The organism is Klebsiella sp. SYXHC3 (assembly GCF_057196925.1).
Genome location: NZ_JBXUNG010000006.1, coordinates 176,339 through 189,664 on the forward strand (window position 1 = coordinate 176,339; position 13,326 = coordinate 189,664).

9 protein-coding genes are annotated in these 13,326 nt (G+C 53.4%); 5 read left to right on the plus strand and 4 right to left on the minus strand.

Annotated elements, in window-relative coordinates; translation table 11 throughout:
• Position 1: 1 nt before the first annotated feature.
• The 5 genes from serS (at position 2) to AC2CGP_RS16755 (ending at position 6,842) form a co-directional block, all read left to right on the plus strand.
• The gene (gene serS / locus AC2CGP_RS16735) at positions 2-1,294 is read left to right on the plus strand and encodes a serine--tRNA ligase (protein ID WP_015367484.1); all 1,293 of its coding nucleotides are present in this window, start codon (positions 2-4) and stop codon (positions 1,292-1,294) included.
• A 194-nt stretch (positions 1,295-1,488) separates the two neighbouring features.
• Complete coding sequence (gene dmsA / locus AC2CGP_RS16740) at positions 1,489-3,927, plus strand: dimethylsulfoxide reductase subunit A (RefSeq protein ID WP_015367483.1); 2,439 nt, start codon at positions 1,489-1,491, stop codon at positions 3,925-3,927.
• Between the two features lie 10 nt (positions 3,928-3,937).
• A complete protein-coding gene (locus AC2CGP_RS16745) occupies positions 3,938-4,555 on the plus strand; it encodes a DMSO/selenate family reductase complex B subunit (RefSeq protein WP_015367482.1) in 618 nt (205 codons plus the stop codon).
• A 1-nt stretch (position 4,556) separates the two neighbouring features.
• A complete protein-coding gene (locus AC2CGP_RS16750) occupies positions 4,557-5,420 on the plus strand; it encodes a dimethyl sulfoxide reductase anchor subunit family protein (protein WP_045362336.1) in 864 nt (287 codons plus the stop codon).
• Positions 5,421-5,693: 273 nt separating this feature from the next.
• Positions 5,694-6,842: an MFS transporter gene (locus AC2CGP_RS16755; protein ID WP_015367480.1), complete on the plus strand. Its 1,149-nt coding sequence runs from the start codon at positions 5,694-5,696 to the stop codon at positions 6,840-6,842.
• 111 nt (positions 6,843-6,953) lie between these two features.
• On the opposite strand, the gene pflA is transcribed toward AC2CGP_RS16755, so the two are convergent.
• The 4 genes from pflA to ycaO form a co-directional block, all read right to left on the minus strand.
• Positions 6,954-7,694, minus strand: coding sequence for a pyruvate formate lyase 1-activating protein (gene pflA / locus AC2CGP_RS16760; RefSeq protein ID WP_015367479.1), 741 nt, complete (start codon positions 7,692-7,694; stop codon positions 6,954-6,956).
• A 191-nt stretch (positions 7,695-7,885) separates the two neighbouring features.
• Entirely contained in the window at positions 7,886-10,168 is a 2,283-nt protein-coding gene (gene pflB / locus AC2CGP_RS16765) for a formate C-acetyltransferase (RefSeq protein WP_015367478.1), read from the minus strand.
• Between the two features lie 51 nt (positions 10,169-10,219).
• Positions 10,220-11,077: a formate transporter FocA gene (gene focA, locus AC2CGP_RS16770; RefSeq protein WP_015367477.1), complete on the minus strand. Its 858-nt coding sequence runs from the start codon at positions 11,075-11,077 to the stop codon at positions 10,220-10,222.
• A 381-nt stretch (positions 11,078-11,458) separates the two neighbouring features.
• Positions 11,459-13,219, minus strand: coding sequence for a 30S ribosomal protein S12 methylthiotransferase accessory factor YcaO (gene ycaO, locus AC2CGP_RS16775; RefSeq protein WP_015367476.1), 1,761 nt, complete (start codon positions 13,217-13,219; stop codon positions 11,459-11,461).
• Positions 13,220-13,326: the final 107 nt, after the last annotated feature.

The following is a 13,326-nucleotide window of genomic DNA, read 5'->3' on the forward strand; positions in this document are numbered from 1 at the left end:
CATGCTCGATCCCAATCTGCTGCGTACCGAGCCAGACGCAGTCGCAGAAAAACTGGCACGCCGGGGCTTTAAGCTGGATGTAGATAAACTGCGCGCTCTTGAAGAGCGTCGTAAAGTTCTGCAGGTTCAAACCGAAAACCTGCAGGCGGAGCGTAACTCCCGATCGAAATCCATTGGCCAGGCGAAAGCGCGCGGGGAAGATATCGAGCCATTACGCCTGGAAGTGAACAAGCTTGGCGAACAGCTGGATGCCGCAAAGTCCGAGCTGGAAACGCTGCTGGCGGAAATTCGCGATATCGCGCTGGCGATCCCGAACATTCCTCACGATGACGTGCCGGTGGGCCGCGACGAAAACGACAACGTTGAAGTCAGCCGCTGGGGGACGCCGCGTCAGTTCGATTTCGAGGTGCGCGACCACGTTACGCTGGGTGAAATGCACGGGGGGCTGGACTTCGCCGCCGCCGTTAAGCTAACCGGTTCCCGTTTCGTGGTGATGAAAGGCCAGCTGGCTCGCCTGCACCGCGCGCTGGCGCAGTTTATGCTGGATCTGCACACCGAACAGCACGGCTATAGCGAGAACTATGTTCCTTACCTGGTGAACCAGGACACGCTGTATGGTACTGGCCAGTTGCCGAAATTCGCCGGCGACCTGTTCCATACTCGTCCGCTGGAAGAAGAAGCTGATAGCAGCAACTATGCGTTGATTCCGACCGCCGAAGTGCCGCTGACCAACCTGGTCCGCGACGAAATCATCGACGAAGACGATCTGCCGATTAAAATGACCGCCCATACTCCGTGCTTCCGTTCTGAAGCGGGTTCGTATGGTCGTGATACCCGCGGTCTGATCCGTATGCACCAGTTCGACAAAGTTGAAATGGTGCAGATCGTACGTCCGGAAGACTCTATGGCGGCGCTGGAAGAGATGACCGGCCACGCTGAGAAGGTTCTGCAACTGCTGGGTCTGCCGTACCGTAAGGTAGCGCTGTGTTCCGGCGATATGGGCTTTAGCGCCTGTAAAACCTATGACCTCGAAGTGTGGGTTCCGGCGCAGGATACCTATCGCGAAATTTCTTCCTGCTCCAACGTCTGGGATTTCCAGGCACGTCGTATGCAGGCGCGTTGCCGCAGCAAGTCCGACAAAAAGACTCGTCTCGTTCATACCCTGAATGGTTCTGGTCTGGCGGTTGGCCGTACGCTGGTTGCGGTGATGGAAAACTATCAGCAGGCCGATGGCCGTATCGAGATCCCGGAAGTCCTGCGCCCGTATATGCGCGGCCTCGAATATATCGGTTAATCTTTTCTGCTCTTTCCTTAAAAGCGCCTGCGGGCGCTTTTTTTATATCCTTATTGATACCGGGCAATAATCCCCTCAGTAAATCCGGTGATACTCCCTTTGGATTAATACAGCATAAAAAGCCAATAAAATCCGATATATATAAAATTATATAACGATTGTCAGCTTATTGTGAGCAACCAAAGCGAGTATCTATGAAAATCAAAGCCCCCGATGCTTTACTGGCTGCCGAAGTTAGCCGACGTGGTTTAATGAAAACCACGGCGATAGGCGGCCTGGCGATGGCCAGCAACGCATTGACCTTGCCCTTCACGCGTATTGCGCACGCCGCTGATACGCTGGCGCCAGTGAGTGAGAAAGTGGTCTGGAGCGCCTGCACCGTAAACTGCGGCAGCCGCTGTCCGCTGCGCATGCACGTGGTTGATGGTGCGATTAAGTACGTAGAAACCGATAATACCGGCGATGATAACTACGACGGTCTGCATCAGGTTCGCGCCTGTCTGCGAGGCCGCTCTATGCGCCGTCGGGTCTATAACCCTGACCGGCTGAAATATCCGATGAAGCGCGTCGGCAAACGCGGTGAAGGAAAATTTGAACAAATTAGCTGGGAAGAGGCGTTCGACACTATCGCCAGCAATATGCAGCGTCTGATTAAAGATTATGGCAACGAATCTATCTATCTGAACTACGGAACCGGTACGCTCGGCGGGACTCTGACTCGTTCCTGGCCGCCAGGAAAAACGCTGATTGCTCGTCTGATGAACTGCTGCGGCGGCTATCTCAATCATTATGGCGACTATTCATCGGCGCAGATTGCGGCTGGTTTGAATTACACCTATGGCGGTTGGGCCGATGGCAATAGCCCGTCGGATATCGAAAACAGTCAGTTGGTGGTGCTGTTTGGCAATAACCCTGGCGAAACGCGCATGAGCGGCGGCGGGGTGACTTACTACCTTGAGCAGGCGCGGCAGAAATCCAATGCCCGCATGATCATTATCGATCCGCGTTATACCGACACCGGCGCCGGGCGTGAAGATGAATGGATCCCGATTCGTCCGGGAACCGACGCGGCGCTCATTTCAGCGCTGGCTTGGGTGATGATTACTGAAAATCTGGTCGATCAGCCCTTCCTCGATAAATACTGCGTCGGCTACGACGAGAAAACCCTGCCTGCCGATGCGCCGGCTAATGGACATTATAAAGCTTACATCCTTGGTCAGGGTTCCGACGGTATCGCTAAAACGCCGGAGTGGGCATCCACCATTACCGGGATCCCGCGTGAGCGCATTGTGAAGCTGGCTCGCGAGATAGCGACGGCGAAACCGGCGTATATCAGCCAGGGATGGGGACCTCAGCGTCACGCCAACGGCGAAATCGCCACCCGCGCCATCTCCATGCTCGCCATTCTGACCGGCAACGTAGGGATTAACGGCGGCAATAGCGGCGCGCGTGAAGGTTCATATAGCCTGCCGTTCGAACGTATGCCGACGCTGGAAAATCCGGTTGAGACCAGCATCTCTATGTTTATGTGGACCGATGCGATTGAACGTGGTCCGGAAATGACCGCGCTGCGTGATGGCGTACGCGGCAAAGATAAGCTCGACGTGCCGATCAAGATGATCTGGAACTACGCGGGTAACTGCCTTATCAACCAGCACTCCGAGATCAACCGCACCCACGAAATCCTGCAGGACGATAAGAAGTGCGAAATGATCGTGGTAATCGACTGCCACATGACGTCGTCAGCGAAATACGCCGATATTCTGCTGCCGGACTGTACCGCCTCTGAGCAGATGGACTTCGCACTGGACGCCTCCTGCGGCAATATGTCCTATGTCATCTTTGCCGACCAGGCAATCAAACCGCGTTTCGAATGCAAAACCATCTATGAGATGACCACCGAGTTGGCGAAACGCATGGGGGTAGCGGAGAAGTTTACCGAAGGCCGGACTCAGGAAGGCTGGATGCGCTATTTGTATGAGCAGTCGCGGAAAGCGATTCCCGAACTGCCGGATTTCGATACTTTCCGCCAGCAGGGCATCTTCAAGCAGCGTGACCCGCAAGGTCATCATGTGGCGTATAAAGCCTTCCGTGACGATCCGCAGGCCAACCCGCTGACCACGCCATCAGGCAAAATCGAGATCTATTCCCAGGAGCTCGCTAAAATCGCCGCGACCTGGGAGCTGCCGGAAGGCGATGTCATCGATCCGCTGCCGATCTACACTCCTGGGTTTGAAAATTACAACGATCCGTTGACTGCTAAATATCCGTTACAGCTGACGGGATTCCACTACAAGTCTCGCGTCCACTCAACTTATGGCAACGTTGATGTCCTGCAGGCAGCCTGCCGTCAGGAAATGTGGATCAATCCGATCGATGCGAAGACGCGCGGCATCGTCAATGGCGATCGCATTCGTATTTTCAACGACCGCGGCGAAGTGCATATCGAAGCGAAAGTGACGCCACGTATGATGCCGGGCGTCGTCGCGCTGGGCGAGGGCGCCTGGTATAACCCGGACGCCTCACGCGTGGATCAGGCCGGCAGCATTAACGTGCTGACCACCCAACGTCCGTCGCCGTTGGCGAAAGGCAACCCATCGCATACCAACCTCGTCCAGGTTGAAAAGCTGTAAGGAGTAACCGATGACAACTCAGTATGGATTTTTTATCGATTCCGCCCGTTGCACCGGTTGCAAAACCTGCGAGCTGGCCTGTAAAGACTACAAGAACCTGACGCCGGACGTCAGCTTCCGTCGTATCTACGAGTATGCCGGCGGCGACTGGCAGGAGGACAACGGCGTCTGGAATCAGAACGTTTTTGCCTACTACCTTTCCATCGCCTGTAACCACTGCGAAGACCCGGCGTGCACCAAGGTCTGCCCAAGTGGGGCGATGCACAAGCGCGAAGATGGTTTTGTGGTGGTCAATGAAGAGGTGTGCATTGGCTGTCGCTACTGCCATATGGCCTGCCCGTATGGCGCGCCGCAGTACAACGCCGCTAAAGGGCATATGACTAAATGCGACGGCTGTCACGAACGCGTCGCACAAGGCAAGAAACCGATTTGCGTCGAGTCCTGCCCGCTGCGGGCGCTGGACTTCGGGCCGATTGCCGAACTGCGTGAAAAGCACGGCCAACTGGCCGCCGTGGCGCCGCTGCCGTCGGCGCACTTCACCAGGCCGAGCATTGTGATAAAACCAAACGCCAACAGCCGTCCGTGCGGCGATACCACCGGCTATCTGGCCAATCCGAAGGAGGTCTAAAATGGGAAATGGATGGCATGAATGGCCGCTGATGATTTTCACGGTCTTCGGTCAATGCGTCGCCGGGGGCTTTATCGTTCTCGCGCTGGCGTTGATGAAGGGCGAACTTTCGCGCGAGCAGCAGCGGCAGGTGATAATGAGCATGTTTGGGCTATGGGTATTAATGGGGATCGGTTTTATCGCCTCCACCATGCACCTTGGTTCGCCAATGCGCGCGTTTAATTCGCTGAATCGCGTTGGCGCATCCTCGTTAAGCAATGAAATAGCCAGCGGCGCGCTTTTCTTCGCCGTCGGCGGGATTGGCTGGCTGCTGGCGGTGGTAAATAAATTACCGTCCGGGCTGCGTAATCTGTGGCTGGTCGTCACCATGATCCTCGGCGTCATCTTTGTCTGGATGATGATCCGCGTATATAACACTATCGATACCGTACCCACCTGGTACACCATCTGGACACCGCTCAACTTCTTCCTGACCCTGTTTATCGGCGGGCCGCTGTTGGGTTACCTGCTGCTGCGTGTCGCGGGTGTGGACGGTTGGGCGATGCGTTTATTGCCGGTGATCATGCTGGTGGCGTTGGTGATTAGCGTGACCGTCGCGCTGATTCAGGGCAGCGAGTTGGCGACGATCCATAGTTCAATCCAACAGGCCTCGGCGCTGGTGCCGAATTATGGTTCCTTAATGGCATGGCGGACGGTCGCGTTAGTTCTGGCGTTGGTCTGCTGGATTGTACCGCAGCTTAAAGGTTATCAACCCGCATTGCCGCTGCTGGGGTTGGCGTTTGTGCTGGTGCTGGTCGGCGAGATGATTGGCCGCGGCGTATTCTATGGTCTGCATATGACCGTCGGTATGGCTATCGCCAGTTAATAACGTGAAATCACGCCGGAAGCCTATTCCGGCGTGATTAAAAAATGCGGTTGATTCATGAAATTTTTCTACTGAAATTCCCACTATAGTTTTCCAATAAATTAATAAAAACAATGGAATAATATAAAGAATAATTCCGTTGCCGTTCCGCTGGATAAAAAACTTCTATCGTTGCCCTGAAAACCGCGTCAGGCCTGAATTCTGGCGGATTGACAATGTTTACAGCAGTGGCATGATGCGCACGAAATCTGAACTTCCTCACGGTTAATACCCATGACCATCTACACTCGCCCAGTGCAAATGCTGCTCTGTGGCCTGCTTCTGTTGACGCTGGCAATCGCGGTTTTAAATACGCTTGTCCCGCTGTGGCTCGCCCATGAAAATATGCCAACCTGGCAGGTTGGGATGGTCGGCTCTTCTTATTTCACCGGTAATCTGGTGGGAACACTATTTGCCGGCTGGGTCATTAAACGTCTGGGGTTTAACCGTAGCTATTATCTGGCGTCATTAATTTTTGCTGTCGGCTGCGTTGGTCTGGGTATCACACTCGGCTTCTGGACATGGCTGAGCTGGCGTTTTATCGCCGGCGTGGGTTGTGCAATGATTTGGGTGGTGGTCGAAAGCGCACTGGTGTGCAGCGGTACTTCCCGCAGCCGCGGTCGACTGCTGGCGGCGTACATGATGGTCTATTACATCGGTACTGTATTGGGCCAACTGATGGTCAGCAAATTACCGACCGATTTAATGAGCGTGCTGCCGTGGGTTACCGGCCTGGCGCTGGCGGCGATCCTGCCGCTGATGTTTACACGTATTATGAGCCAGGCCGACGAGCCGCATGAAACGGTACGTATCTGGCCGATGCTGAAACTGCGTCAGGCACGTCACGGTGTGAATGGCTGCATCATCTCCGGCATCGTGCTTGGTTCACTGTACGGCCTGATGCCGCTGTGGCTAAATCATCAGGGCGTCAGCGATTCGGGTATTGGTTTCTGGATGGCGGTGATGGTTAGCGCAGGCATTCTCGGGCAGTGGCCGGTCGGGCGTCTGGCTGACCGCTATGGCCGCCTGCTGGTGCTGCGCGTACAGGTCTTTGTGGTGATTCTGGGCTGTCTGGCGATGCTGAGCCAGGCGGCAATGGCGCCAGCGCTTTTTGTGCTCGGCGCATCCGGTTTTACTCTGTATCCGGTGGCGATGGCCTGGGCCTGCGAGAAGGTTGAACACCATCAACTGGTGGCGATGAACCAGGCGCTGCTGATGAGCTATACCATCGGCAGTCTGCTGGGGCCGACCCTGACGGCGATGTTGATGCAGAACTTCTCGGATAATCTGCTGTTTATCATGATCGCCAGCGTATCGTTTATCTATCTGCTGACCCTGCTGCGCAAAGCCGGACATCACCCGACGCCGGTGGCACACGCGTAACCAATCTTTCTGCGGGCAGACGGTATCGCGCTCATGATGAGGCGTTATCGGCGGGATTGATACTATTATAGTTGCGGGCCGTGGTGAGAGTACCTCCGGCCCGCAGCCGGTTTAGTACATCACTTTATGACCATATTGCTCCAGGATGCCTTTTACCCGCTCCATGGTCTCTTTCTTCGGTGGGTGTACGCCGTCAAGTTTGTACTCTTCGCCCATTGCCACCCATTTGTGTTTACCCAGCTCATGGTAGGGCAGGAGTTCGATTTTCTCGACGTTACCCATATCGCGGGTAAACTCACCCAGACGATGTGCGGAATCGTCATCATCAGACCAGCCGGGAACCACGACGTAGCGGATCCACACGTTAATCCCTTTCTTCGACAGATACTGTGCGAACTCCAGCGTACGATGGTTAGAAACGCCGACCAGGTTCTGGTGGATTTCATCGTTCATCTGCTTAAGGTCAAGCATCACCAGATCGGTGACTTCCAGCAGCTCGTCAATCACCGGATCGTAGCGACGTACGAAGCCGTTGGTATCCAGGCAGGTGTGGATACCTTCTTTTTTACAGGCGCGGAACCAGTCGCGGACAAATTCAGCCTGCAGGATCGCCTCGCCGCCGGAGGCGGTGACGCCGCCGCCGGAAGCATTCATAAAGTGGCGATAGGTCACCACTTCTTTCATCAATTCTTCAACGGTGATTTCTTTACCGCCATGGGTATCCCAGGTGTCGCGGTTATGGCAGTAAAGGCAGCGCATCAGGCAGCCCTGGAAGAAGGTAATAAAGCGGATGCCTGGGCCATCGACGGTGCCACAGGATTCAAAGGAGTGAATACGACCAATAGTTGACATTGCGGTGATATCTCCGGGTTCGGCCCTCCAGGGCCTGTGATGCACAGCTCAAACCGGCTGTGTTAAGTCTGTTTTGACAGGTACCCAAAGTATAGATAACTGGCAAAGCAGGCTGGGGCAGGGAATCACGTGTTAAAAAGGCCCCACTGATGTGGGGCCTTTATTGTACGCTTTTTCAGTCAGACAGGGAATTACATGGTCTGAGTGAAGGTACGGGTAATAACATCCTGCTGCTGTTCTTTAGTCAGGGAGTTAAAACGTACTGCGTAGCCAGATACACGGATGGTCAGCTGCGGATATTTTTCCGGGTTTTCCATCGCGTCGAGCAGCATTTCGCGGTTCATGACGTTCACGTTCAGGTGCTGACCACCTTCGATGGACGCTTCGTGGTGGAAGTAACCATCCATCAGGCCCGCCAGGTTGGTCTTACGAACTTCGTCATCTTTACCCAGCGCGTTCGGCACGATAGAGAAGGTGTAAGAGATACCATCTTTAGCGTAAGCAAACGGCAGTTTAGCAACGGAAGTCAGAGAGGCTACAGCGCCTTTCTGGTCACGGCCGTGCATCGGGTTAGCACCTGGTCCGAACGGCGCGCCAGCGCGACGACCATCTGGGGTGTTACCGGTTTTCTTACCATACACGACGTTAGAAGTGATGGTCAGAACGGACTGAGTCGGGATAGCGTTGCGGTAGGTATGCAGTTTCTGAATTTTCTTCATGAAACGTTCAACCAGGTCAACGGCCATGTCATCGACGCGAGCATCGTTGTTACCAAACTGCGGATATTCGCCTTCGATTTCGAAGTCAACAGCCAGACCGTCTTCGTCACGAATCGGTTTAACTTTCGCATATTTGATAGCAGACAGGGAGTCAGCAGCAACGGACAGACCTGCGATACCACACGCCATGGTGCGGATAACGTCACGGTCGTGCAGCGCCATCAGAGAGGCTTCGTAGCTGTACTTGTCGTGCATGTAATGAATGATGTTCAGCGCGGTGACGTACTGTTTAGCCAGCCAGTCCATGAAGTGATCCATGCGTTCCATAACTTCGTCGAAGTTCAGGACGTCGCCTTTGATCGGCTCAGATTTCGGACCAACCTGCATTTTCAGTTTTTCATCAACGCCGCCGTTGATAGCATACAGCATGGTTTTCGCGAGGTTAGCGCGAGCGCCGAAGAACTGCATTTGTTTACCAACAATCATCGGGCTTACGCAGCATGCGATAGCGTAATCGTCGTTGTTGAAGTCCGGGCGCATCAGGTCATCGTTCTCGTACTGCAGAGAAGAGGTATCGATGGATACTTTAGCGGCGAATTTCTTAAAGCTCAGCGGCAGTTTTTCAGACCACAGGATAGTGATGTTCGGCTCCGGAGACGGCCCCATGGTGTACAGGGTGTTCAGGAAGCGGAAGCTGTTTTTGGTTACCAGAGTACGGCCGTCAACGCCCATACCACCGATAGATTCCGTTGCCCAAATCGGGTCGCCGGAGAACAGTTCATCATATTCCGGGGTACGCAGGAAGCGAACCATACGCAGTTTCATGACCAGGTGGTCAACCATTTCCTGCGCGTCTTGTTCGGTGATTTTACCTGCCTGCAGGTCACGTTCGATGTAGATATCCAGGAAGCTGGAAGTACGACCGAAGGACATTGCCGCGCCGTTCTGAGATTTAACGGCGGCCAGGTAACCGAAGTAGGTCCACTGAATAGCTTCCTGAGCGGTAGTCGCCGGACCGGAGATGTCGTAGCCATATTTAGCCGCCATCTCTTTGATCTGACCCAGCGCGCGATGCTGTTCAGCAATTTCTTCACGCAGACGGATGGTTGCTTCCAGATCTTCGCCGCTTTCCAGTTTCGCCTGCAGCGAGTTGAACTGGGCGAATTTGTCTTTCATCAGGAAGTCGATACCGTACAGAGCAACGCGACGATAGTCACCGATGATACGACCACGGCCGTAAGCATCCGGCAGACCGGTCAGCACGCCGGATTTACGGCAGCGCAGGATGTCCGGGGTATATACGTCGAAAACGCCCTGGTTGTGAGTTTTACGGTACTCGGTGAAGATTTTTTTCAGCATCGGGTCCAGTTCGCGATTGTACGCTTTGCAGGAACCTTCAACCATTTTGATACCGCCGAACGGGATAATCGCACGTTTCAGCGGAGCTTCAGTTTGCAGACCAACGATTTTCTCGAGCGCTTTCTCGATGTAGCCCGCGTCGTGAGAAGTGATGGTGGATGCGAGGGAAGTGTCGAAATCAACAGGCGCGTGAGTGCGGTTTTCCTGTTTAACGCCTTCCATTACGCTGTCCCACAGCTTGGTGGTCGCATCAGTTGCGCCAGCCAGGAAGGATTCGTCACCTTCATATGGGGTGTAGTTTTTCTGGATAAAGTCACGTACGTTGACTTCGTTCTGCCAGTCACCTTTCGCAAAACCTTCCCAGGCTGTGGCTAACTTTTCATTAAGCTCGGACATGTAACACCTACCTTCTTAAGTGGATTTTTTATTTACTGCCTGAGACAACCATTAATGATGATCGTCGCCACGCAGGTAAATGACCCAGTATGTCAACCCAACCAACAAACCACCGCCGATGATGTTTCCGATAGTGACTGGAATCAGGTTATCAGTGATGAAGTTCATAACGGTTAAGTGAGAAAAACTCTCCGGAGTTGAACCGATAGCGGTCCAGAATTCCGGGCTAGCAAAGTTGCGAATTACGATACCCATCGGGATCATAAACATATTAGCGATGCTGTGTTCAAAGCCGCTGGCGACAAACATCGCAACCGGCAACACCATGATCATCGCTTTGTCCATCAGGCTGCGGCCGGAGTAACTCATCCAGACAGCCAGACAAACCATCAGGTTCGCCAGGATACCCAGGCAGACGGCTTCAATAAACGTATGGTGCATTTTGTGGTCTGCAGTTTGCAGAACATTTAAGCCCCAGCCGCCGTTGGCCGTCATATACTCGCCGGATAACCACATTAATAATACGAACAGCAGTGCGCCGATGAGGTTTCCAACATAGACGTTAAGCCAGTTTTTTGCCAGCTGACCCCAGGTAATACGCCCGCTGGCTTTCGCCACGACGATCAGTACGGTAGAGGTGAAAAGGTCAGCACCGCAGATGACGCAAAGAATCAGACCTAGTGAGAAGCATACCCCGCCGATAAGTTTGGCAATCCCGAATGGCATTGCGGCAGTACCGGTGGTCGCCGTGATATAAAACACAAAAGCGATGGAGATGAAGACACCGGCGGTAATCGCCAGATAAAACGTCTTCAGCGGATGTTTCGTCGCTTTATAGACACCTGCTTCTTCGGCGACTTTCGCCATCGCGGCAGGGAGTAAAAGATCAAAAGGGTTGTCAGCTTTCACACTAACTCTCTCTTTATATAAGTTGGCGGTGTGATACTAACAAAGCATTATAGAAGGGAATTTGATGTAGATCATATCCTACCGGAGTCATAGGCCCATTTTGCGTGTGGAATTAGCCTGTTATTGCTTTATCTTTTTGATTTTTAATAAAAAACTAAATTTTAATATTTATAAATAATGTTGAAAATTTCCATGGGTGACCATTGATTACGGTTAATTAGAATGGAGTATTTTTATTAAAATTAACAATCTAAATATCACCAAATATTGTTTTTTACTTAAAGTTAACTCATGGGCTACAAAATGGCATGGTTTTGGCAAAAATCATAAGAAAACGGAGCCGCTGTCGGCTCCGTACGTTATTTTTTTACCTATAAAGGGTTATTTGGCCCAGAAGGCCGCTTTTGCACGTTGTAGCTTTTCGTAGGCCTTCAGTAAAGATTGATGCGCCGGGAAAGCGTGCAGATCGCTATCGACCGCCTGCAGGCCATAGAACGGCGCTTCGCCGCTCAGAGCGGCGCTCGCGGCTTCTACTGCATCCGCGCCATACATACGGATGAAGGCATTCAGATACTGTAACGGCTGGCGTTCTTCTTCCTGGCTAAGCAGCAGCAACGTTTGCAGGCAACGATAATAGTTGGCGCGCTCAGGGCTGAAGATGGAGGCATTGAATTCCATGGTCCACTCCGTCCAAATCAACGCCTGATCCAGGTCGCCGCCGGCCAACGCCAGCATCGCTTTTAGCTCGCCGATGCGCAGGGTATACCAGCCGTTGTCTTTGCCGGTTGCCAGTCCTAACAGCTCGCGTACGCGCGTGAAGTCATCAAGACCTTCGTCGTCCATTTGCTCAATAAGCGCCAGATAATCTTCTTTTTCCCACTCGCTACCCGGCAGGGAGAGAATCGTGTCGCGCAGATGCGCGCCCATGCTGTTGTTTGCAAGCCACAGGTCTTCCGCCGGATAAATATCGGACATCCCTGGAACGATGATTCGGCAGGCATAGACGCTCAGATGTTCGTAGTCGGCGATATAAACTTCTTTATCTTCTGCTTTGAAGATAGCCATCAGGGTGGCGAACTCTTCTTCAGTCGTGCCGGAGAAATTCCAGTCTACAAACGGATAGTCGGCATCCTGTTTGAACATATCCCAGGAGATCAGGCCGCTGGAATCAATGAAGTGAGTTTCCAGGTTGGCGTGCTCGGCGACTTCTTCGTCATCAAAGGTCGGCGGGGTAAAGACGTCGAGGTCTTTCAGGCTGCGGCCCTGTAGCAGTTCGGTGACGGTACGCTCCAGCGCCACGCCGAAATCCGGATGGGCGCCGAAAGAGGCGAAGCAGGTGCCGTTAGCCGGGTTAAACAGAACTACGCAAATAACCGGGTATTTGCCGCCCAATGAGCCATCGTAAGCGAAGATCGGGAAACCTTCAGCTTCAAGTTTAGCGATAGATTCAACGACGCCCGGATAGCGCGCCATCACTTCCGCCGGGATCTCCGGCAGGCTGATGCTCTCTGCGATGATACGGTTTTTGATATGACGCTCAAAGACTTCAGACAAGCCCTGTACGCGCGCTTCATTCGGGGTATTACCCGCTGACATGCCGTTAGAAACGTACAAGTTGCCGACGATATTCATCGGAATATAGACGGTTTCGCCGTCTGATTGACGGGTAAACGGCAGGCCGCAGACGCCGCGCTCATCATTACCGGATTGCAGGTCAACGAGCATGCTGGCGGTCAGTTGATCGTCCGGATCGTAAAAGGCGCGCAGGCGGGCATCCAGCAGGCCTTCCGGTACTTCATCGTCTTCGGTCAGCGGGAACCATTTTTCGTTCGGATAATGAACAAATGGACCGTTGGCGATGGTTTCGCCTAACCAGAAGTCCGCGAAGAAGTAGTTGGTGGACAGACGCTCAAAATATTCGCCCAGCGCGGAAGCCAGCGCCGCCTTTTTCGTCGCGCCTTTACCGTTGGTAAAGCACAGCGCGCACTCTTTATCGCGAATGTGAACGGACCACACGTGTGGTACCGGGTTCAGCCACGAGGCCTCTTCGATATCAAATCCGAGGTCGAGCAGTTTCTGCTGGAAGCGAGCGATGGAATCTTCCAGGGCGGCATCTTTGCCGGGGATAAATGTCTGGGTCATAGCAATTCGTTTATTGTTGGCAGGATGGGCAATGATACGGGTTTTACCGGTAAGTGGCTATGTCGTTAGCCGCGCTAAGGGATAAAAAGAGAAGAGCGATAAATGGC